The organism is Pseudoalteromonas rhizosphaerae, assembly GCF_902498845.1.
Lineage (GTDB): Bacteria > Pseudomonadota > Gammaproteobacteria > Enterobacterales > Alteromonadaceae > Pseudoalteromonas > Pseudoalteromonas rhizosphaerae.
In genome coordinates this window covers 200,557-223,401 of the sequence record NZ_CABVLM010000005.1, presented here as the reverse complement: position 1 = coordinate 223,401, position 22,845 = coordinate 200,557, and the positions used below count along the sequence as shown (strand labels likewise).

24 protein-coding genes are annotated in these 22,845 nt (G+C 36.1%); 6 read left to right on the top strand and 18 right to left on the bottom strand.

Translation table 11 applies throughout. From position 1 onward, the window contains the following. Positions 1-6: 6 nt before the first annotated feature. The 5 genes from PSR9079_RS09820 to PSR9079_RS09800 form a co-directional block, all read right to left on the bottom strand. Entirely contained in the window at positions 7-1,260 is a 1,254-nt protein-coding gene (locus PSR9079_RS09820; RefSeq protein ID WP_149981320.1) for an efflux RND transporter periplasmic adaptor subunit, read from the bottom strand. A 55-nt stretch (positions 1,261-1,315) separates the two neighbouring features. Continuing rightward, the gene (locus tag PSR9079_RS09815; protein ID WP_149981319.1) at positions 1,316-2,533 is read right to left on the bottom strand and encodes a TolC family protein; all 1,218 of its coding nucleotides are present in this window, start codon (positions 2,531-2,533) and stop codon (positions 1,316-1,318) included. 83 nt (positions 2,534-2,616) lie between these two features. Continuing rightward, a complete protein-coding gene (locus tag PSR9079_RS09810) occupies positions 2,617-2,976 on the bottom strand; it encodes a hypothetical protein (protein ID WP_246175525.1) in 360 nt (119 codons plus the stop codon). A 46-nt stretch (positions 2,977-3,022) separates the two neighbouring features. Continuing rightward, positions 3,023-3,925, bottom strand: a complete 903-nt coding sequence (locus PSR9079_RS09805) for a cation diffusion facilitator family transporter (RefSeq protein WP_149981317.1) — start codon at positions 3,923-3,925, stop codon at positions 3,023-3,025. After that, positions 3,912-4,535, bottom strand: coding sequence for a transglutaminase-like domain-containing protein (locus tag PSR9079_RS09800; protein ID WP_281290904.1), 624 nt, complete (start codon positions 4,533-4,535; stop codon positions 3,912-3,914). Before PSR9079_RS09800 ends, PSR9079_RS09805 begins: the two co-directional genes overlap by 14 nt. A gap of 185 nt (positions 4,536-4,720) precedes the next feature. On the opposite strand from PSR9079_RS09800, the gene PSR9079_RS09795 reads away from it, so the two are divergent. The 4 genes from PSR9079_RS09795 to PSR9079_RS09780 all read left to right on the top strand — a co-directional run bounded on the left by PSR9079_RS09795 (position 4,721) and on the right by PSR9079_RS09780 (position 6,591). Beyond that, entirely contained in the window at positions 4,721-5,110 is a 390-nt protein-coding gene (locus PSR9079_RS09795; RefSeq protein WP_149981316.1) for a Cd(II)/Pb(II)-responsive transcriptional regulator, read from the top strand. Between the two features lie 141 nt (positions 5,111-5,251). Beyond that, positions 5,252-5,470, top strand: coding sequence for a hypothetical protein (locus PSR9079_RS23950; RefSeq protein WP_231619716.1), 219 nt, complete (start codon positions 5,252-5,254; stop codon positions 5,468-5,470). A 285-nt stretch (positions 5,471-5,755) separates the two neighbouring features. Next, entirely contained in the window at positions 5,756-6,253 is a 498-nt protein-coding gene (locus tag PSR9079_RS09785) for a DUF411 domain-containing protein (protein WP_149981315.1), read from the top strand. Next, entirely contained in the window at positions 6,253-6,591 is a 339-nt protein-coding gene (locus tag PSR9079_RS09780) for a TolC family protein (RefSeq protein WP_149981314.1), read from the top strand. Before PSR9079_RS09785 ends, PSR9079_RS09780 begins: the two co-directional genes overlap by 1 nt. Before the next feature lie 14 nt (positions 6,592-6,605). On the opposite strand, the gene PSR9079_RS23650 is transcribed toward PSR9079_RS09780, so the two are convergent. Then, a complete protein-coding gene (locus PSR9079_RS23650) occupies positions 6,606-6,773 on the bottom strand; it encodes a hypothetical protein (protein WP_179959166.1) in 168 nt (55 codons plus the stop codon). A gap of 288 nt (positions 6,774-7,061) precedes the next feature. Between PSR9079_RS23650 and PSR9079_RS09775 the strand changes: the two genes are divergently transcribed. Both PSR9079_RS09775 and PSR9079_RS09770 read left to right on the top strand, forming a co-directional pair. After that, entirely contained in the window at positions 7,062-7,448 is a 387-nt protein-coding gene (locus tag PSR9079_RS09775; RefSeq protein ID WP_149981313.1) for a hypothetical protein, read from the top strand. Between the two features lie 4 nt (positions 7,449-7,452). Then, a complete protein-coding gene (locus PSR9079_RS09770) occupies positions 7,453-7,770 on the top strand; it encodes a hypothetical protein (protein WP_149981312.1) in 318 nt (105 codons plus the stop codon). A gap of 40 nt (positions 7,771-7,810) precedes the next feature. On the opposite strand, the gene PSR9079_RS09765 is transcribed toward PSR9079_RS09770, so the two are convergent. The 12 genes from PSR9079_RS09765 to PSR9079_RS09710 form a co-directional block, all read right to left on the bottom strand. Further along, the gene (locus PSR9079_RS09765) at positions 7,811-8,194 is read right to left on the bottom strand and encodes a YkvA family protein (protein ID WP_149981311.1); all 384 of its coding nucleotides are present in this window, start codon (positions 8,192-8,194) and stop codon (positions 7,811-7,813) included. Between the two features lie 92 nt (positions 8,195-8,286). Further along, a complete protein-coding gene (locus PSR9079_RS09760) occupies positions 8,287-10,257 on the bottom strand; it encodes an LTA synthase family protein (RefSeq protein WP_149981310.1) in 1,971 nt (656 codons plus the stop codon). Between the two features lie 84 nt (positions 10,258-10,341). Further along, positions 10,342-11,100 carry a COG4705 family protein gene (locus tag PSR9079_RS09755; protein WP_149981309.1) on the bottom strand — a complete coding sequence of 253 codons (759 nt, stop codon included), beginning with the start codon at positions 11,098-11,100 and terminating at the stop codon, positions 10,342-10,344. A 27-nt stretch (positions 11,101-11,127) separates the two neighbouring features. After that, positions 11,128-11,493 (bottom strand): diacylglycerol kinase, encoded by a 366-nt coding sequence (locus PSR9079_RS09750; RefSeq protein ID WP_149981308.1) that lies wholly within the window; start codon positions 11,491-11,493, stop codon positions 11,128-11,130. Positions 11,494-11,496: 3 nt separating this feature from the next. Further along, positions 11,497-13,179 (bottom strand): phosphoethanolamine transferase, encoded by a 1,683-nt coding sequence (locus PSR9079_RS09745; protein WP_149981307.1) that lies wholly within the window; start codon positions 13,177-13,179, stop codon positions 11,497-11,499. Positions 13,180-13,189: 10 nt separating this feature from the next. Next, positions 13,190-14,800: a BamA/TamA family outer membrane protein gene (locus PSR9079_RS09740; RefSeq protein WP_149981306.1), complete on the bottom strand. Its 1,611-nt coding sequence runs from the start codon at positions 14,798-14,800 to the stop codon at positions 13,190-13,192. A 203-nt stretch (positions 14,801-15,003) separates the two neighbouring features. Continuing rightward, the gene (locus PSR9079_RS09735; RefSeq protein ID WP_016899342.1) at positions 15,004-15,762 is read right to left on the bottom strand and encodes a DUF3108 domain-containing protein; all 759 of its coding nucleotides are present in this window, start codon (positions 15,760-15,762) and stop codon (positions 15,004-15,006) included. Positions 15,763-15,767: 5 nt separating this feature from the next. Beyond that, positions 15,768-17,348: a phosphoethanolamine--lipid A transferase EptA gene (gene eptA / locus PSR9079_RS09730; RefSeq protein ID WP_149981305.1), complete on the bottom strand. Its 1,581-nt coding sequence runs from the start codon at positions 17,346-17,348 to the stop codon at positions 15,768-15,770. Then, on the bottom strand, positions 17,338-18,192 hold the full coding sequence (locus PSR9079_RS09725) for a phosphatase PAP2 family protein (RefSeq protein WP_149981304.1): 855 nt from the start codon (positions 18,190-18,192) through the stop codon (positions 17,338-17,340). Before PSR9079_RS09725 ends, eptA begins: the two co-directional genes overlap by 11 nt. 102 nt (positions 18,193-18,294) lie before the next feature. Next, the gene (locus tag PSR9079_RS09720; RefSeq protein ID WP_149981303.1) at positions 18,295-20,514 is read right to left on the bottom strand and encodes a DUF5916 domain-containing protein; all 2,220 of its coding nucleotides are present in this window, start codon (positions 20,512-20,514) and stop codon (positions 18,295-18,297) included. Then, positions 20,514-21,932 (bottom strand): sensor histidine kinase, encoded by a 1,419-nt coding sequence (locus PSR9079_RS09715; protein WP_149981302.1) that lies wholly within the window; start codon positions 21,930-21,932, stop codon positions 20,514-20,516. The genes PSR9079_RS09720 and PSR9079_RS09715 overlap by 1 nt, the downstream gene beginning before the upstream one ends. Then, a complete protein-coding gene (locus tag PSR9079_RS09710; protein WP_029609916.1) occupies positions 21,932-22,606 on the bottom strand; it encodes a response regulator transcription factor in 675 nt (224 codons plus the stop codon). The genes PSR9079_RS09715 and PSR9079_RS09710 overlap by 1 nt, the downstream gene beginning before the upstream one ends. Positions 22,607-22,845 lie beyond the last annotated feature (239 nt).

Sequence of the window (22,845 nt, the reverse complement as noted above, 5' to 3'; positions counted from 1 at the left end):
TTCTCCTTAGTGGTTGTGCGGATCAAATCCGCCTTTAGCAATTTCAGAAGCAACAAAGAAAGCGCCTTTGGTGACAATTCGTGTTCCACTTTCAACGCCGATTATTTCCCTAAAATCACCTAAGGCTCGTCCTAATTCAATTTCTACAGCTTTAAATTCTCCGGGGTGGTCTTCAACGAATATGGTCCAATCACCATCAGCACCGCGGACCAAGGCTTCTTCCGGCACAGCCATTACTTTCTCTTGGGTTGAAAATTGAAAATAGACTTTCACAAACATACCTGAATGGAGGTTGTCGTCTTTGTTTTCGACTGACAGACGAACTATCCTCGTTCTAGTTAATGGATCGATGGTGTGCGCTTCTTGAATGACTTTTGCGTTGTAACTTTGCCCCTCTAATTTGACTATCCCCGGAGAGTTTTTGGGCAAATCAAGCTTTTTATTAGGCGGTACTTTTGCTTCTACCCATAGTTGCTTTTCGTCTGCTAGCAACATCACTGTATCACCAGCATTAACGCGTTGCCCTTGGATAAAATCGTCTTGAAGCACTACGCCTTCACGCTGTGCTGTTAATGTATATTGCCCAAATGCTTTAATGTCTTTGTTAGAAATACTCTGAATTGCTTTTTCAGTTAACCCTAAAGCAATGAGTTTTCCGTAAGAAGCGTTGTAAGTTGTTTCAGCTAGCAACAAGCGGCTTTCGCTGACGGTTTTATTTCCTAGTTTTTTAATGCGTTGCCATTCTGTTGAAGCAATTAAATAGTCCCCTTGTGCTTGTGCCATCGCTTCACTAAATAATGTGACTAACTTTTGGCCTATTTCTACGTGTTCTCCGAGAGCTGCATGGCGACTAATAATGACCGACTCAGTACGAGGAGATACGACATAACTTCTGTAACCATTGGCCTTGATTTCACCGGGTGCGTATATCGAACTGTATTGATATTCTGGAACAATGCTTTCCACTTTTATGTTAGCAAGTGACATCTTTTTTGGGCTAAGAGTTATACCTTCTTCATGCTCTTCCTCTTTACTTTCAACTTCATGTCCGTGCTCGTCTTGGTCACCTTTATCTTCTTCATGGCCTTTTTCGTGATCGTCATGATCATCTTTATGTTCTTTTACATCTTGCTGTGAAATCTTTGCGGCAGAATCTAAAACATCTGACGATTGACCAAAAGCAATGTGACTCGTAGTAAGCCCAACTAAAAGGCTGCTCATTACTACGGCTAATAATTTTTTACTAAATATTGTATTCATTTTTATAACCTATATTTTATAAATTTGAGATTTCGCTTGTTTAAAATTGGAGCGGTTAAATCTCAAATTTGGATAACTGACCCATACTTGAAATGAAGGAAATTTCGGCAACCTTGAATTGCTTTTCCAGTTGAATTCCTGTTTGAAGTCCTTCTGCCCGTTGATTTAAAGCAAATAAATAATCAGAAGTATTTATGTCACCTGCTTCCCAGCGTTTGTTTAGTAATTTTTCGCTGTTATTCAACCTGCCGTGGGTAAGTTTTAACCACTGTTCGTAATATTTTTTACTAACCAAAAGTGATTCATAGTTAGCTTTTGCTTTAAAAGACTGCTTGCGAAAAACCGACTGAAATTTGGCTTCTGCGGCAATAGATTTTGAGTAGGCAAATTTAATAGTATCGGAGTAGTTATTCCTGATATTTAAAGGCATTGAAAATGTAAGTCCAACTGTACTTTCATTGCCACTTTCACCTGCACTAATCCCAATGGTGGGATTAGCTTTAGCTTCTATTGTGCTAAGTTGAGCCTTGGCTTGTTGCTCTTGCCAATACGCTTTAGCAAGTTTTACTTTAGGGTGTTGTTTAACCCATTCTGTATTGAAGGAATAATTTGTTGTCTTAAACTCAAACTGCTGTCCTTTGGCTATGTCTGGAGTCCAATCCGGCAGTAACTCTTGAACTTGAACTTCCGCATGCTTTAACGCAATTTGATATTCGGAAATTTCACTAAAGGTTTGTGCTAGGTTTAGATACACTAATTCAGCATCAATAGGGTCCAGTAGTCCCACTTTTTGCTTTTCATCAACAATGCTAACCAGTGTTCGCAGTTGTTCTTCTTTTTCAATTAACAATTTTGCTGCATCTTTGGAAGCCTGCCAATTAACAAGCGCGATTAGTGCTTCGGCTTTCTTTGATTCAAGTAAATCTAATAATTGCTGTTGATTCATGTAAAAAACAATTTCACCAATGTTTTTGTTGGATGACTGTTTATCCCATAAATCAATAGTTTGACTCAGACCAACTGAAAAGTTTTTAAAATCACCTTCCTTTTCATAACTAGCCTCAAACTCAGGGTTATAGATAGCTTTAGTCAAGCTTTTTGCCTGAAATTGACTAGCTTTGAGTAACTCTCTTGCCTCAATAATTTCAGGATCTTTATTTATTTGGTTTTCTAACCATGAAGTAGTTTTTTCCTTGCCATAAGAATTAATTGAAAAGCCTATAACAAGGCACATAGACAGGCATACACCTGCATTTTTTAAATATAAATACATATGAACTCTTAATTTTTAAATTAATAAACACCAACTTTTTTATCCTTGTGACAGGATATAAAGGTCATTAATAATCAAATAAATTAAGATTTAGGAGGGCGTAATATGGAGTCTTGGTAATCTTTTGTTTGATCTACCTGAGGGGAAAATCGGTTTATGAAATGTAACTTAGCAGTACTGTTTAAATTGCTAACTAATATCCATGATAGGTGGCTACCACTGCAATGCCCACAGTGATGACAATCTTTAATTTCGTGCTGACTATCACCTGCGTTTTCTTTGATAATATTAGGGTCATTTTTATGGTCATGTTGTGTTTGCAGGTGTTCAACGTCTACTTGATGACTATCATAAGTTGCGGACGCAATAGACGATAACGATTGCAAAACAATCGAAATAATCAGTAGTACCCTTACAGCAACAGATAAATTCAAAATAAACACCTATAAATACAAGAATGAAAAATATAACAGAAAGCTAATGTTTGGGCTAGTTATGTTGGTCCTTTTCAATCTCATCACGACAAGATTCTTGAGGAAATTCAAACTCAATGGTTGTATGAGACAACTGATGAGTAGAAAGCTCTTTAGCTATTCGTTGCTTTAGCTTAATTATGTCATCAACCTCTAGGTTATGAGTTAACTCTAAGTGTGCAGTCAATACGTGGCTTTCACCATCTAATGACCAAAAGTGCATATGATGAATACCACTTATTTCAGGTAATTCAGTTAGTGATCGTTTTATATTTTCTTGAGTTTCTTCTTCTGGTGCAGCTTGCAGAAACAATACTAGCGTTGATTTTAGGTTTCTGAATACATTAAATAAAATGAATAATGTAAATCCAATTGAAAGTAAAGGATCTAATATAGGTAGTTCAACAAAAAGAAGCACGACAGAAACAATAAGAACAGCAACCCAACCAAGCACATCTTCAAGTAGGTGCCATGTCAGCACTTTTTCATTTAATGTCTTACCCGCTTTTAATTTAAATACAGCATAGCCGTTGACGGCAACACCAAGCAAAGCTAGCCCTAACATTCCTTCCGCAACAGGCATTTCTGGACTGGACAACCTAGGTATTGCTTCAAATAAAACCCAAATAGAGCCAATAACCAAAACGATTCCATTGATGAGTGCCCCAAAAAGTGTGAGTCGCCGATAACCGTAACTAAATTTATCTGATGCTTCTTTATCTGAGAAACGACTCAATAACCAAGCAAACCCTATAGACAGGCTATCACCCAAATCATGAACGGCATCAGCCATAATCGCCGTACTGTTAGTTAGCCAACCACCAATGAATTCAATAATGGTGAATGTCACATTCAGAAAAAATGCCCAACCAATACGGTTGTCTTGTCCATGTTGATGACTGTGGTTATGGTTGTGCATTTTGTACCTCCAGTACTGTCTTTTTTCTAATATTAGCGACATTGAAGTTGATCAGATGACGGATCACTCGTTGATACATCCAACGTTTCACGCCTGATAAGTTAGTTCCTTGCTCACGATAGAACTCATCAGGGGAATCATAAAGTCCGAAATCGTCATGAATACCTTCTTTTTGTATATAAGTATCGGTTCCCCGCCAATCAGTATCTGGATATGAGAAGCATTTAGTTGCAACACCATAGCCACAAAAAACATCTTTTTCTTGGCTAAACCTTTGCTGTAAGGATGTTAGATATTGTGCATCCAAGATAAAGCCTTCTAAGTTGATCCAACGACCATCAAGGTATACCTCCACCCAACTGTGGATAATGTATTTAGGAGCTAACCAAAAAACATAGGTTGGTATGGCACCTTTTTGCAACTGTTGATTTATAGTAAACCCGTGAAATCGGCATGGAATGCCTAATCCACGCAATAGAGCCATCAATAGATTGCCTTTGGTATTACATTGACCATAACCATCAGACAGCACTTCACTCGCTGAAATATCATCGCTCTTGTTGTAGCCAAACAACATTTCATCTTTCAAAAATTGATAGGCGGCTCCAATTTTGTTGAATTCATTAAATTTGTTCCATCAGCGATGATTTATAAGGGACTGAATATCCTCGTGTTCAAAATTGACAATGCTGGTCTTGGTTAGATACTTATCACACATTTTTACCCCTTATTAACTTGTATGCTTTAACTATAAAACATATAGTAACTATAGAGTCAAGTTTGTTGGGAAGCTTTATGAAAATTGGCGAATTATCGAAAACATCAGGTTGTTCAATACAAACAATTAGGTATTATGAAAAAGAAGGGTTGCTTGCTGATCCAGAGCGTTCAGAAGGTAATTTCAGGCTGTATAGCAATAAAGCGATGAAGGAGTTGGAATTCATAAAGCATTGCCGAAGTTTAGATATTCCACTCGCCAACATTAAGCGCCTTATTGAATTAAAAAATAAACCCGAAGAAAGCTGCTTAAGTGTGAACATACTCATTGAGCAGCAACTAACGTTAGTTAATAAACGCATGAAAGAATTGAAAGCATTAAAAAAAGAGTTACAGCAAATGGCAAGTACTTGTGGCTCTGGTAGTACAATTGAAACCTGCGGTATTATTAAATCGCTCGATAGTTAAACAACGAACCATTATATAGCTTGGTTTTCCAGTTAATCTTAAAGGTCACAAAAATCAAATTATACCTCATAAATAGAAAGTCCCATTTACTTTGAGACTCCACTGTATTAATATTTTATAGGTATTTTTTTGAGATAATTTATGTTTAAACCACTTTCAAAAGTCTTAGTTTTAGCAGCTATGCTGATTGCCTTTGTTGGGCAAGCATTGGCTTATACTGCTATGTCTTGTGAAATGTCGGAAAATTCTCATCAATCTCATATGACTGTGGATCATTCTTCAATGAAGTCTTATGAGGGTATGGATCATAGTAAGATGAAAAGTAGTAAATCAAACAGTCTGAAGACTGTTGTGATGTAGATTGTGTATGTCCTGAACACGCGTGTTCATCAGTAATTTTGTTGATTTCTGGCCATAATAATTCTAGTGTTTTGGGTTTTACTGAAGCTGAAATAATTCAAACTTCTGAACAGCCAAACTCAATTTCCACTTCTCTTTATCGTCCTCCAATATTTGCCTAACAGAGGGTTAGTGTGCCAGCATTTCACGGAATGCTTCTCGTAGCACACACGTTTTAACTTTTCCTGTTAATTAATTTTTAGCGTATTAACGCTTTAATTTTCCAGCCTTGTCTGGGGGCAAAAAATGTTCAATAGATATATACAAATAGCAGTAACATTACTGTTTATACCAGCGTTTGCTCACGCTAACGAGCACAAACACGAAAATCACATTGAGGCTAAGCCAATAGAGTTATTGGTTTATAAAACGCCTAGCTGTGGATGTTGTAAAAAGTGGATATCTCATATTGAAGATGAAGGTATTACTGCGCATTCAAATGACTCTCAAGATATTAGCGGTATTAAAACGAAGTTTGAAATTCTACCCATCTATCGCTCTTGCCACACTGCTGTTACTAAAAATGGTTTTGTATTCGAAGGGCATGTACCAGCTAAATTCATAAAACAATTCGTAGCTGAAAAACATGACAACGCCATTGGTTTGTCTGTTCCTGTGATGCCAGTTGGATCTCCGGGGATGGAAGTTGGCGAACGCTTCATGCCTTATAACATTCTGATCTTGTTTAATGATGGAAGCAGCAAAGTCTATAAAAAAGTTAATGGTTATGAGGAGCAATTCTAATGAAATGTTCTTTATTAGGGGGAGCAAAACTCATACTAGGTTTCATGATCTGTCTCCCTGCCTTTATTGCCCAAGCAAATAAAGTTGTGTCGTTGGAGCAGGCAGTTGCCATAGCTCAACAAAATGATCCTTGGCTTCTCGGTAGCCGATTGAAACAACAAGCTGTAGAAAATAGAAGTATTGCTTCAGGTTCTCTACCTGACCCTAGAATATCAATAGGAATGATGAATTTTCCTACTGATACATTGGACTTTGATCAAGAAGGTATGACTCAGTTTCAAATCGGTGTGTCACAAATGTTTCCTCGTGGAGATAGCCTAAAGATAAAGGAAATTTAAAATCAATTAATGGGTTATTTGCTTAATAACTCAAATTTCCCTTCTAGTTTGCCGTAAGCCCGTTGGAGCTTATCAAACTCTACTTCTTTAATTTCAAGTTGTTTGATACGACTCTCATTTGCTTCTAGTAACCCAAGCAGTCTTGAGTTTTCTGCCACTAGCTCTTCGTTTCGAGATTGCAAAACATCTATTTCAGCTTCTAGTTCGTCAATTTTATTGTCGCTTGATTCAATAGCGAGGCTTGCTTGATTTTCAGATTCCTCATATTCAAGGATTTTTGATTGGTAATCATCAATAGTTGATTTAACTCTTTTTTCTGCAACTTGTTGTGCGACTTTGTAGCTTTCAATTGCTAGTTTTTCTAATTGATTCTTAGCAGTCTGTTGGTTTTTTTCTAACTTGTCTGCTATTTCAATCGGTAGCTCTACTTCTGTTGTATCTTCCTCTGTAACTGTTTCTTGTTCTTCTAGATGTTTGCCTTTGGTGACGTATTACAAAATGGTAGTGAAACCCCAGCGTTTTATCACATACGACGTAAGCGATACCTTGTATTTGGTTTTATGCTGCCCACAGAAAAAGCTAAAAAAATAAATACAGAGCTGCCTAAGCTAAATCTATTAGTCAAAAATACTAAGGAATTTCAGAAATACATTATTAAAGTTGAACAACAGTCTCTAGTTTTTGAAGCTCACCGCATCAGTACCTCATACGCGAATCATGAAGTTCTCACAGATATGCAAATTGAGCAAAAGAAAATCTTAATGTCACACACTGATGCTAGCAATGACTGGTTTGCCTTAAAAGGTACTCGCTTTTCCGTGGGTTTTAGACCGATCAAGGTAAAAGAGGCGGTATAAGCTGATGGAAAAAACATTTTTAGTCGATGTTAGTATTGTTTCTGTTTTTGACAGTATGGGCGCTAATAAGGCTTATTTAGGCGATGTGTTAGCTGGTCAGGTAATCGAAGATGAAACATTTAGATTTCGTCCCTATGAGCAAATTGTTACCTCCATAATTGTTAGCAAAAGATTTGTTGATAACAAGATGGAGGTCATCACTCACAACGGTAACTGCTATTCACTATCCGATAAGCCCAAATTATTCAGTGTAACGACTGATGAACTCGCTACTATGCGCTTAGGACAATATACACCTGAAACGATTTTAAAAATGAGATAGCTCAAATAACGTATATTTTTAAGTATAAATTTTAAAAAAATTATGTAATAAATTTGCTTTGAATTGAATGCGCAATAAAAAGTAAAGCTACAAACCAGACTAAAATAACCGCAATTGCGCTAATATAGCTTATTGGCTTTTCGTTATATTGTTGAGCTTTTATTTTTGCGATTCGTAATATTTTTTTTGGGGTTAAATAAATAATTAGTGCAAAACCAAGAGGCAGAATTATAAAGTCATCTATCAACCCCAATATTGGTATGAAATCTGGAACTAAGTCTATCGGGCTTAGTGCGTAAGCTGCGACTATAATTGCAATGGCTTTTACATACCAAGGTAGCGCTGGTTCGCGAGATATAAAATATACTACTAATGTTTGGCGTTTCAGTTCCCGTATTTTTTGTTTAAAATTTTGTAATCTCATTTATCACCTACATCAGTTCATATTTACAATTGATAGCAGAGGAATCGAAAGAGCAATTGTTCAGAAAAAAGCCAATAGAATAACAAGCCGAGTTATTCTTCTTTCAGAGAATACCAATGGTTTTTATACGCCAAACTTCCCCACAGTACATGGGCCAATGCGATCTCTGAAGTGTCACGGTTAACATCTATTGGTGATAGTGTGTTGAGTTCATAATTATATTGAAAGTTCAAAGGTGCTTTACTTGGCTGAAGGATGGTTACTTCATCATTAACCATATAAGCAAAATTCTCTGCATACTGCATCATAGCTCTATTAGAAGCCGTTGGAACTGTTAGGTCTTGACCTAACATTGGTGAAATATTCTCTATACCTATTAATGACAAAAGAGTTGGTGCTAAATCGATTTGACTGACTATTCGTTGATCTGAAGTGGGTCCTTTACCTGAGTTTAGAATCACACCCGGAATATGGAAATTGTTAATGGGAACAAGATCTTTACCCATTGCTCTTGCATCATGGTCGGCAACAACGAGGAATATAGTATTTTCCCAATAGTCTTGAGCTTTTGCTTTTGCAATAAATTGTCCTAAGGCATAATCTGCATATTGTATGGCTTTATGGCGCAGTAATTCTTTGCCATCATATTGTTGTAATTGTTTAGCAGTGTATTGAATTGGTGAAACAATACCGTCAGGTATTTCAAATGGATCATGGTTACTTGACGTAAATATGAAACTAAAAAATGGTTTTCCTTCGTTATGAAGCTTAGTTAATTCAATATCAGTTTGATTAAACAAATCACCATCGCTTGCCCCCCAAGACGCTACGAATTGTGGGTTTTCAATATCATTAAAGTCAACAATGTCAGTAAAGCCGTTTCCTAAAAAGAAGCTTTTCATGTTGTCGAAATGACTTTCTCCACCATAAATAAATTGAGTCTCATAACCATTTTCTTTTAGCAGAGATGCAATAGTAAAGAAGTCCTTTTGCGATTTGTCTAACTTAACCACTGCCCTAGAGGGAGTTGGAGTAAAGCCAGTTATAACCGCTTCAATACCTCTAACGGAGCGAGTGCCTGTTGCGTATAATCGTTTAAATGCCCAACCTTCTTGATTTAATTTATCAATTTCAGGTGTCAGCGGGATTCCACCAAGAGATGATACATATTGGGCACCTAAGCTTTCTTCAAGGATAATTACCAAGTTTTTTGGTTGCCCCTTAAAGCTCGGAGAGCGCTTACTTAAAGTGGGTAAGTTATCGTTTTTGAAGCTGTCCAAAGGTTGTTTTGACTCCTGACGAACTAGCTCAATAACTCGATCATCTTCCATCTTGCCATACAACTTAGCTGCATTTTTTTCATCACCGAATTGATTAAGCGCATAAGCAACACTGTAGGTCGAATTTAATGTAAGTGAATTAACTAGTGGGTCAGTGGAAAAGTACACTAAGGCAGGATTGATTGGTCTGTGGCCTAATGTCCCTCGTGCAGATAAAGCAATTATTACAAAAAGCATCAAACAAGAAACCAGCCTACTTCCGATTGCTGCGTTATCTTCTTTTACTTTGTTAGAGACTACGTGATCAGTAAACTGCCATATTTTTTTAACAGGAAATAGCAATAGAGCAAACACTATCAATATTGTTATCAAATGACCATTCACCAGCATTTTAGACACTTCATCAGGATAAGCTAGATATTCAATAAATAGCCTGTTTGGTCTAAAGCCGTATTCATTGATAAATGCGGGCGTTGCTAATTCAAAAAACAATATGCCCATAAAGCAGATCAGAAACCAAATTCGCAAAACCAATGACCAATATTCTTGAAATCTAGTTTTTGACACCCAAGGGTGCAATAACGCCGGGATGGCGCATAAGTAACCTACGCTACTTAAGTCTATACGAAAGCCATTTGTGATTAGGCTCCATATACTATTTAAGTCATTAAATCTATCTAATTGCCAGATAGCCAACCCTGTTCGTACTAAGGTTAGGAATAGCATGACAGAAACAGAGAATAGTAGGAATGGTCTGATAAAGCTGTAGATAGAAGTAAACATCGCAATTCTTTTTAGTGAATAACACGATGTTTACTGTATTAGGTTAAACTTAAGAATTGCTTAATTAAAACTGATAATTAGACATTAATGTTGTTTTAAAGCAGGTCGTTGAGGTAGAAGTATGATCAAAACTACTATTACAAACAGTAGTGTCGCGGTAGCTGAATATCTACTCAATTCCAAACCACCGTGCGCAACAGGCTTGTCTAAAAAGTCACCAACAACCGCGCCTAAGGGACGAGTCAAAACAAATGCAAGCCAAAATAACATTGTTCTAGATACTTTAGTGAACATATATAGGGTTAATACAATTCCTAAGCCTGTACTGAAAATATATGCAGCTCCAATATAACCCAATCCAGCAGTATCAGCAGTCCAGTCTCCCAGTGCAGTCCCAAGTGTTTGAGAAAACATAATGGTTAACCAGTAAAACGATTCAGCTTTAGGGTTGTCAATAGTAGAAACACTGATACTTCCAATTGTTCTATACCAAATAGCCAATGTAATAATTAAGAGAGTAGCTAATAGAGTTGAGCCTCCTAAATACCCAATTCCCAACGATCTATCGGCAAAATCAGCAAGTGTTGTCCCCACTGTCGTTGATGCAATAATAGTGATCCAATAAATAAACGGGCTAAATTTTGTAGATTTTACTTGCATAATAACAGCAGCAATAAAAAAGGACATAAAGATTACAGTTCCAACTAAATAGCCCAAATTCATTGACATTGAAACAGCATCACCACCTGTTTCACCTAACGTAGTCGCGAGTATTTTTATTATCCAAAACCCTATTGTTAATTGAGGTACTTTTATCAGAGCATCGTTAAATTGTTTATTCATATAAAATTCCTCTATGTGAGTATGTCATTAAAAAAGAACTACCAACCAAATACATATAGCAATCACTATACTCACTAATACTGCGGCAGACCCTAAATCTTTCGCTAAACCTGACAGTGGGTGTATTTCGAAACCAATACGGTCAACGACTGCCTCTATTGCAGTATTTACTATCTCGGTAAACATAATGAACAGTACCGCAATGATAAGTATGAGTTGCTCTTTCAGTGTAATATTGAACAAAAAAGTTACGGGGATCGACAATATAAGCAACAGTAACTCTTGTCTAAATGCGGCTTCATTCCTTAGGAGCCACTTGAACGCTCTGATTGAATTCAATGTTGCGAGATAAACTCGTTTAAGACCTTTAGGCTTGTTTTCACTATCAAACACGGATTAGTTTACTCCTTGAGAAATTGTTGGTGACTTTGCATTTGCTACGGAAACACCATTAGTACAATGATTAAAAGGGTTGTTTTTAGGTTGATAAACTTTTGACTTTACTTGCATTTCAGCAAGTAAAATATCGAATACGTTGTCATGAGATATAGGCTGTTCACTAATTTTATTTAAACAATCTAACTTGGCTTTGTGATGTAATTTATCCCCCCAATAAATCAATGGCACTTTTGTTTGTTCTTCTGGTGCAAATGCGTAAGGTAAACCATGTAAATATACGCCACTTTCGCCCAAAGATTCACCGTGATCAGAAACATAAATCATTGATGTTTTGATATTGTTCTCATTGCTCAATGCTGCAAGTTCTGTGATGATTTCTGACAAGACTAAATCAGTATAAGCAATAGTGTTGTTGTAGGTATTAACCAGTTCCTCTTGACTACAATTTTGGATATCACTTCGTTGACAGTCTGGAGAAAATACTCGTTTATTTTTGGGGTAGCGTCGGTAGTAAGTAGGCCCATGAGAGCCGATCATATGAAGTACAATTAGTGTATTGTCGCTTTCCAATGAATGAAGTTTCTTTCTTAATTCGTCAACCAGCACTTCATCGAAACAGTACTCACCATCACATAATGGATTTTTACTATTAGTAGAAATCTGCTCCGTTTTTACCCTTGAGCAAACGCCTTTGCAGCTACCATTATTATTGCTGATCCAATACACTTCAGCTCCTGCCAAGTGAATTAAATCAACGGCATTTTGTTGTGCTACCGCCACTCTTTTCTCGTAGTTGTTTTTGTTTAACCTTGAAAACATACAAGGTACAGATACCGCAGTTGCTGTTCCACAGGAGGTAACATCTTTAAATGAAACAACGCCTAAGTCTTTAGTTAGGCTATTGGTCTGCTTTTCATAACCATTTAAAGAAAAATTTTGGGATCTTGCTGTTTCACCTAGCACTAAAACAGTAATACTTTTGTTACTATCATCATTTTTAATGGTTGGAGACGTGTCTAACAGGCTGAATTTTAACGGAGGATACAAATAGTTTTTTCGAACATATTTTACTGTTGAATCAATCAAGGCATATGGCGTTAGATAGCCCACTAAATCGCGATTATTTCGGCCAACAGATGCATAGTTTGAATAAAATACTATTGCAATTAGAAATATTACACCGACACTGCCGCTAAGTAATTTTATCCGTGCGAGCAATTCCCCGACAAAAGAACTATAGGTCAATTGAACGTTGGCAATAAGAAGTGAAGGTATTACTCCAAAAAATAGAAAGAACAATATTGCGGAGAAGTTAAAATAAGAAAATGCTTCAGCCGTATCCGTTTCAACTGTATTTTGGATCATGCCATAATCAAAAACTATACCGTATGTCACAGTGCTATAAAAAAGAACAGACGACAATAAAACCAATAAGATGAGTAGTGGTTTTGTTATCCATCGAAAGGATAAAAAGCATTGAACGAAAATAGACAATGCCAATAAAAAAACAGGGACAGACAGTAAGAAAAAAAGATTGTAAGATTCAAGGGCTGTAACCACTGTCGTTATTTTACTTAAAAATGGGAAATTCAAAACTAAAGTGATGTATACGCAGGTATAAATCACTAATTGATTAGTTGTGAGCTTAATTTGGTTTAAAAAATTGATAATTTTGTACACTTAACTTACCTTAGAAAGAATGTTTAGTGGTTATACGAAATTCAACACCATTGACATTGGCATCAGAGGTTAATGGCTTGATAATATCGACATGAATGACACGTGCTTCACTGGTTTGAGTAGAGTAAAATCGAGCACCCAGTCCCACAGAAGTCATCCATGAATCTTGGTTGGTGGTATTATCTGAACTACCGAAAACTCTGCCTGTATCGACAAAAATAGCTCCGCCTAACTCAAGTAATTTATAGATATTGATGTGAGGGTAATAACGAGCTTCAGCCGTAAATTGAGTGCTGTGATCGCCATGCCTGTATTGTAATGGATAACCCCGTAAGCCAGTTTCACCACCTAAGACAATAGGGTTGTCTTGAAATTGATTCTCACTAAATTGACTGTTGTTTTTTAAATAGGCACTCCAGCTATCATTTAATTTATGAAAGTATTCATTATTGACGCTTAATACAGTTCTATTTGCATTGTTGGAATCACTGTAAATTTCCCCACCTAAGGTTGCACTAATAAACCAAAAAGCATCATCAAATATTTCTATGCCTTTTGTTAAACTTGACCGCCAAAGTAATGTTGGTGAGGTATCTGTATTCCCGATATCAGTGCCAACTTGAGTTGTTAAATTCCACCCAAGGTTGAAGTCTTCTATATGATTTATCAGGTTGAGGTTAGATAATTTTCTGAAGTCTTTTTGCAAATACTCAACACTAAGATATGGATATATAAACTCTCTATTAGAAGGTACGACAGAAATTAAATCTGGGTTTTGTATCTCATTAACTGCTGAAAATTCATGCTGTTCATTAGTAAAACCAATACCAAATCTTAATGTATCTTCACTGGAATCATTTTTAAGCCATTGCCAGCTAGCTGTTGAGTAACGTTGATTGTGTTCAAATTGGTTGTAAGTTTTGCCAAGTTTGTATTGGGTATCTATTTGCCTAAAGTTGTCAAAGCCAATATTAAATGCATTGTTGGTATCAAAACTTACAAAGTCTTTCTGTATGAATACAGATTCAGATGTGCCGTCGTCGCTGTTGGTTAGATTAACTTGCGCGTTAATATTATTATTGAGGAATAATGGGAAATTAGTTTTAAATTTATATCCACTGCGTTGATCATTGGTAAACGATTCAAGCTCAGCGTCTATACCCAAGCCTAAGAAATTTCTGTCTTTGATACCAATAGCGTATTTATTCTTTCCCCCCTTACGGCCAAAATCTACTGTTGGCATTAGTGACCAGTTATCCCAAGCTTCAACTGTGATTTTGTCAGAGTTATCGTTTCGAGTTACTCGTGCATTTCTTATGTATTTTTTACTTCTGAGGTGGCGTTCCAGTTCTTCAAGATCTTCTTGGCTTACATCGCACTTTTTGATGAAAAATGCTGCTTCATTGTACAGTGTTTTATTTTTGGTTTTGATATGAAAAAAGTTAGCCCAGCGATGGAGAAAAATAGTGTCTGGATCTTCTAAGTTAAAAATGTCGTAGGTCTTTAATTCTATTTTATCTTTTTGATTACAATTATCGTCAGTTGCATTCGCTGCTTGTGCTCTACAAGTTAAGAAAATTATTGATGTTGCAAGTAGGTTGATAACAAAATGCTTTTTCATAAAGACACCTCTTATGAGTATGGCTTTATGGTAATTTTGTTAACTTAAGATTTGCTTAGTTCAAACTGATAAATGGCAAAGTGTTGCTATTTTTTGCTTAGAAAGGCTTTGCTATTATTGAATTACGGTAGTTAGTTTTAGAAGTTAATTAGAAATGTAGTTTTTATCTTTTATTTGTAGGAAGGTTATGCCGATATTGCTTCTTAATGTTTCTCAATAGAACTTATAAGTAGTGTTGCGACTTCTTCTTCCTTGTGTTCTTGTAAAAGCATAATAGGAATATAGTCGTAATCAATTGCCAGCCAAATATGCGTCTTTCTAGTACTATTTTTTCTAATCCTGCTTAACTTGATGCAATTAAGTTCCCCAAGAGGTGTGTCAATAGTAACTCGTCCACCATTCAGGAAGTTAAATTCTTTGAAGCCACTTGTATCATAAACGGTGTAATGCAATTGTTTTACATTAGAAAACCCATCGTTTTTCAGTGCGTCAAGCCTTAACATTTCAAACACAAATAGTGGGTCTAACACGTCATCTTTTAAGGTTTGCTCACTAATATCGCCATTCATTTTAGCTATTAAAGTTTGGTTATTATGATCAAAATTTAACTGTAAATGTTTATCTTTTTTAAAAGTTCTCGAATCTTTTCCTTTATAGCTCAGTAACGCTACTTTATTGTCCTGCCATAGAAAATTACTTATCTCACTCGTATCTATGCTATAGAAAAAAATTGATGCGCTAGTATTGAATGATAACGAATAAGAAGTATTATTTTTACTTAGTTTTCTTGTGGCTCGACCATATTTTTTCTTGCCCCGTAATACACTATATTTCGCGGTATATAAATTCAATTCAGATGTTTCTTCAGAACCACTTTTAATAAGAGGGGCAGCAGTTATTGGTAAGGCAAAATAAAGCATTACCAATATAATAATTTTAATAACGCTGTTGTAGTTCAACATAATTTCTAATGTTCACCAGAGTTATGCAATACATCAAGCGTACTATCATATATTGATGACTCAAGGCTAAGCGCTCCTAAAACGGTATGAAAGACATTAAACTGATTATGGCTATTAGCTTGATTTAAGTTTTTAAGCTTTAAATTTCTTGCATCTAAAAAAGTATCTGATGCCCAAAATAAAAATGGGATATCTTTTTGATAATCTGGTGCAAATGAATATGGTGTGCCATGCAAGTAAAGTCCATGCTCACCAAGTGACTCACCGTGATCAGAAATATACATCATTGCTGATGAAGTTTTCGCTAAGGTTTGTAACTCCATTATCAGTGTCGTCAGGAAATGATCGGTATACAGCAGGGTATTATCGTAGGAATTAATCAACTCCTCCGGGCTACATTTGCTAATTTCCTCATCACGGCAGACAGGAGTGAATTGGTTAAATTCTTTTGTGTATCGTGAATAGTAGCTTGGTCCATGGCTCCCTTTAGTATGCAAAACAACAAAGATCTTTTGTTTATCAGATGAATCGATAGCGTTAATTAAATTAGTCAGTAGTACTTCATCTAACTTACAGCCTTCACCCACGCAGTCAGCTCGTAATTCACCCGCCTCGGTATAACTTGTTACTTTTATTGGTGGTTCACCCCAGTTATTGGTTCGCCACTGTACATCAACGCCATGTCGGGCTAAGTAAGTTGGTAATGCTTCAAAGTCTAAGTATTGATCACTAGGTGCTAAAATACATGCCAGAGAACCTGTGGTATAGGTAGTGCAGGATTTTGTATTGTTCAGCACTAGTAGGTTCGGCTGTTCTGCGAGCTTTGGGTTAGTTAATTTAGAATAGCCATACAATGAGAAATTGGCAGCACGAGCAGTTTCACCAATGACCAATACAAAGACTGTTTTATTGTTATCCAGAAAATGGCCATCTGGTAACGCTTTCTGTCCGTCAGTTGTTCTATTTATAGATGAGTAATATCTACCTGAATTTATTATGTATGACCAAGGTAAAATCTTTCCGCCTAAAACGCTTGCATGCTTATCAATCCAAAGCCAACTAGTAGAATTCGTATACAAGAATGCACCAGAGACTACTAAAGCAATTGACGCGTTACCTAATATTTTTACTCTATCAACTTGTTTAATTTTTATTAAGGCAACAAAGCAAGCTGGCATTAAACCCAACATTATTATCGGGAAAACTAAGCTTACGGTGAGTAGTTCAATAGATTCTGAATAGCGGGTGTTAAATATATTTCCCATCATGGTTCTATCTAGCACCACTTGATAGTTACTCATGTAATATATAGCGGAAGCATTTAAAACAGTGATGATTACGAGAAATATTTTCAGAACTGTTGGTGAAATAAGCGCTAGCAATGAAAATATGGTGTATGAAAAGATAAATACTATCACAACAGTAGATAGAAATATTCCAAGTCCGCTAGTGCTCCATACATTGGTGTTTTGATTAACATACTCTAACAGCACCAAATTGTAAGCAAACGTCATTACAATGCTTACCCAAAAAGTGAAGCTGCTTGCCTTCAAAATTGAAATTTTAGAAAGGGCCTTAGTGTTCATTTTGTAATATTGATTTTAATGTGATGTATGTACCAACAATAGCGCTTACTGAAATTGCTATCCAAATTATAGTTAGTTCAGGAAGCTTTCCACTGATAGTACATACTAAAAGGATGAAGCAAAATCCAAGGACAAAATATCCTAAAATAGCAGGCTTTACTTTTGCCCAATTCCACCATTTTGAATAATATCTTGATAAGTATTCGCCACTTAACCCTGAAACAGTGCCTATTATTGCTCCAAATGCTAAATCTGCGGGCCAATGAGCACCGACAGCGACTCTAGAAATGGCGACTACTGTAGCGACCATAAGCGATAAATATATCCAATACGTTTTATGTTTCTCACTGATTTTAGCTTCTCTTAAAAGAACAAATACCATTGCAGAGATTGCTGTAAAAATCGTAATAGTATGACCAGATGGAAAACTTGTATAAGCAGTCAGGGTGTCACCAATAATAGTAAATTGATGATGTTCTAAAACAGCAGCGGGTCTAGGAATGGCAAAGAAACTTTTACCTAAATGACTAAGTGCGCAAGCGAGAGGAACAGCTCCGAACATAGCTGCCCACATTCTCGTATTTATAAGGCAAATGAAGGAAAGCAGCGGAATTAAAATCAGAGCATCTCCCAAGTACGTAATATTGTGCCAAATTTCACTGGGTAGTATTTGCAGAGCGTTATTACTGATAGAAAAGATATCTTTTTGGCTGGCGATATAGGCGTCTTTATTCATTGCCATACTTACCATTACGGCACTCATTAAACATATAAAGCTTATAAGCTTCCAATAAGGAAAACTGCCTTTAGGATATTGTTGACCAATTGTTAGCTTTACTGGCATAAAATCACCCCAATGTTGGTGATTACATGCTAAAAATTAAAACTTAAGTTTTGCTTAGTTGAAACTGAAACTTTAAATAAGATTGATTGAATGTTGCCTTAATCAAAAATGAAGTCGAATTTTCGCAAATAGATTATGAGCATCTTTTGCATTTATTGATTGTTTATAAAGGTTTCTTTTTCCAAACTTCGCGAGATCGTCTTCAAATTCCCCACCAAAACTATAGCTGAGGTAAAGCGCGGTTAATTTACTTAAAGAATATTTATAGCGAAGCTGGAAAGCACTTTCAGAAAATGAAAAATCATCTTGGTTTTTAGAGCCTATCAACTCACCCTGTGTATCAACGATGTATTGATTTAGGTGATTTGCTTTCCCGATAACAGACTCAAGTTTAAAACGTACTTCCTGACTTTCACTAATTTGATAATCTACACTTAGTTCAATGCCTTGCTCTGTGAAGTTAAATTCATCGACGGTATTACCGTCATCCCATTCAAGCCAACTATCACTATTGTATTGTGATACCGTTAGTCCAATGTGTAGTAGAGTACTAATCTGCTGCTCAATGCTCACTTCAGCGTTGTAAAAGTTACCAGACAACCCCTCCGTTCCCATCTCAATTGCCACTCCAACGCTTCCCCAGTCATATTCTGGAGAATTCAGTTCAAGTTCGGCTATATAAAAGGACGGTAGCCATACGGAATTATTCCCTCGCGTTAGTAAATCATCATATCCAGACGAACCCAACTCCAAAGAAAGTTGATATTCAAATTCTGCATTTGTCACCAATTCAACACCTGCACCAACAATACGAGGTAGTTTTTCATTTTGGTGGTTCTTTTTTAATTCAGTTTCAAACGCAAATGTAACATCTCTTATCGACCATCTATCTAAATCTGGAATTTGAAATTGATATTCATATTCAAATTGCTTGCGATTGACTCGTTTGACATAGCCGATGTCATTTAATTGTAAGTCTTCTCCATAGTTAAAAAGACTAAACTCATGACTATGCTGCTCGGATGACTCTGTACTTCCTGTCAGCCACCAACCGAGGTCGCTCGTTGTTTCAGGTCCTTGTTCGATATCAGATCTGATTATACCGAAATTTAGCTCAGTACTATCTGAGTATGCATAATTGAAATCAGACTCAATAATAATTGCATTTCGTTCAATGCTAGGCGTATTAACCTTATTAAGTGAAGCGCCAAATTTGTTAGCACCTAAACGGTACTGGCCTCTGAACAACCAAAAATCCCTACCAGAGTTCCCGCTATCGGCACTTTCAAATGCAGATAAAAGCCCAAAATCTAATTGTTCTCTACTTATTGTGTATTTAATTGCAGAATCCAACTCACCTGAATAGTCTTCATCATAATATGACTCCCCGCCAATTCTTGGCGTATGTACTACTCTGAGAGACTCTGGCCCTGAAACTTCAAATAAACTTTGACTATCATTGAAAAAAGGTCGTTTTTCTGAGAAAAAGCTTTCTATGGCTGAAAAATTAACGACTAACTCATCTGATTCCACCTGTCCAAAGTCAGGGTTTATGGTGGCACTTAATTGCTGACTTTTAGTAGGTTTCCAAAACAATTCAACCCCTATATCAGTAGAGTTTTTGTTGTTCGTAATGTCTCGATTAGCCGAAATGTATGGAAAAATATCTAGGCTCGACTGATTGTTAATTTCAACTTTTTGTTTGCTGAAATTTGTTAAAAAACTATTCATTGAAGCGTTTGCCGGAATTGATGAATAGGTTGCATTAGTGGATTCATCAAAACGGGTAATAGAAAGGCCGAATTCATTCTGCTCTTGAATGGCAAAAGACATAGCAGTCCAAGGGATATAAACTTCAGTGCTCCACGAATCGGTAAATACTTTAGTTTTGAAGTTCCATTGATTGCCCCAATCTAAATCTAACTCTTTATTTTGCTTATAGATACCATCATAATAATATCCTTGATGATTGACTGAAAATACATAACTCGTTTGCTCGGTATTATTCATATCTATCATTAGTTGAATATGATCATTGGTAAAAAGCGAGTCGTTTTCTTGTGTCCTTACTCTTAATGGTTGCTTAGTTGTTGCCACAACAGCTATGTATATGCCGTGGTCAGTTGTTATTATTTGATAAGAAAAGTTGCTCTCTACCTTTGTTAGCGTTTGTGGAACAACTTGGTAATTAACTGTGTTTCTCTTCGCGCTTTGCCAACCTGAATCATTCAGAGAGCCATCAACGACAACTTCAGTTGCAAAGGCAATACTTGAAGCAAACAGATAAAGAAGTTGTAAAGAAGCGTTAAAAGACTTGTTCATTACAGCGATACAGTAAATGTTATTTTCTTCTCAACTAGCGATACTGAAACAGTTGCTCCAATTTTTTCACAGTAGGATTTTACTATTGCTAAACCTAATCCAAATCGCTCTGTTGATGTTCTTGATTCGTCTTTTTGCCATAAAGGATCAAAAAACAATTTAAGCTCATTTTCTTGATAATTTTCGTAGCAGATATTTGAAATTTTGATTAAAGCATTTCTATTATCAATTTTTGATGTTGTTATCTCTATTCCTGAATTAGTTGGACTATAAAAGATTGCATTGTTAATTAAATTTGATAACACAGTTTCTAAAGCAAATTTGTTGGTATTTACTATTAATGAAGGTATATCAAAAAGAAGTGTAATATCTCTATCGTCTGAATTTTCTCTTGAGATAATGTTACTAATTAGATCTGTTAGGTTAATTTTGCTAGTTTCTAACTCATGGCTACTACTACTTTTTTGTAATAGCATGATGCTACTAACGATATTTTTTAAGCGATAGGATATTCCATGGACATCGCTTGCAAGGTTATCTGATATTTCCTTTTCATGAGGAAACTTTAAGGCAACTTCGCTCAAACTTATAAGCTCTGCAATTGGTGTTTTTAATTCGTGAGCAATGTCAGAAGCCATTCTCTGCTCTCGAATGTACAGAATATGATTTTCTTTAATAAACTGATTAACGCCTTCAGCTATCGGAACGAGTTCTTGCGGTAAAAATTCTACTGAAACTTCCGGGTTTTTAGAGTTTAAACTTATTTTTCTTAGCTGCTGACTGAGTTCACTAATTGGTTTTAAACTCCTATAAACAACAAGTTTGACAATTATTCTTATAATAAATACGGAAAATATAGATGTGAAAATAAAAATAATATCAACAAACCAGAGGATATAGTCTAACTCTTCTCTACTTAGCGCATAGGCAAGTTCCATTGGTTGTTGATTCTTTGCAAATTCTTCTCTGCTTATACCGAGTATTTCACGAATGTCAGAGTCAACCTGAGGAAAAAACTTTGTATACAGCATCCTGCCATTTCTACCGTCTGGTAATACGGTATCTTGAATAATAAATTCATGTAGTTTTACATCTAATCTAGAGAGAGCTTTTATTTCAAAAAGCTCTAGAGTGTCAGATCTCTCAAATACTTCGCTTTTGTACCAAAGTTGGAAATATTCAGGGTTTTCTTTGCCTTCAAATTCCGGCATAAATTCCCCAGCAAAATCAAATTCTATTCCGTTTTCATCTTCTTCAACTAATGTTTCAAGTAGTCCAACTTTGTTGATCATGGCTCGGTCAAACTCATCACTAATCCATGTATCAACACTGATATCAGTTGCTAATAAGATACAAATTAAGAGTAATGAGATTGAAATTGATAGATAGTGACTTAGCTTTTTATGAATTGAATTCATTAATGACTCTCAACGAAGTAGCCAAAGCCACGCTTGGTTTTAATTGGAAGCTCGTAACCAATAGCTCTTACTTTTTTCCGAGCAGAAGAAAGGTGAGCCTCTATAGAATTTTTTGCAATTGCATCATATTGTCCGGCTAGGTATTCGCTGAGCTTTTCAGAAGAAATGACTTTTCCTTGACTGGAAAATAAGCATTCAACCACTTTGTATTCATTAGGGGTTAGCTGAGCATCTTTACCACCACATCTTAATTGTTTTAAATGTAAATCTAGTGATACGGCACCAATATTAATACTGTTAGCGTTCACATTCAAAGTACCGCGCCGCATTAAACAGAGTAAACGGACATGCAGTTCGTCAAAAGAAAAAGGTTTAGTAAGGTAGTCATCAGCACCGTTCAGCAACCCTTCAACTTTATCTTCAGTAAGGTCTTTCGCAGACAAAATTAATACACGGATATCTTTTCCTGCCTGACGAATTGCCTTTAATATTGAAGTACCATCGACAGAGGGTAACATTAAGTCGAGAATTAGTAGCGAATAATCTCCAGACAAAGCCATGCTTAGTCCCTCAGAGCCATCACCAGTATCATCCACGGTGAAACCGAGGTTGGTTAATCCTACCCTTAAACTTCGTCTAAGTGATATTGAATCTTCGATAACTAAAACTTTCACTGATAAATACCTTTCATAAATATTTTCCAAAGTATCACTGTAAACTTAAGATTAGCTGATTTTTTACTTAATTTATTAAATAGTTGTTTCATCAAAGTTTCTTGCTTCCCCTCTAATTTTACATTTAAATTTGAGTTTATTTAGCAAATATTATTGAAATAATAAGTAAAAGGAATTTCAGTGTCAGCACAAGTGAACTAGCTTCGGGCAATGAAATGGCACTTTAGGGTTAGATGTTG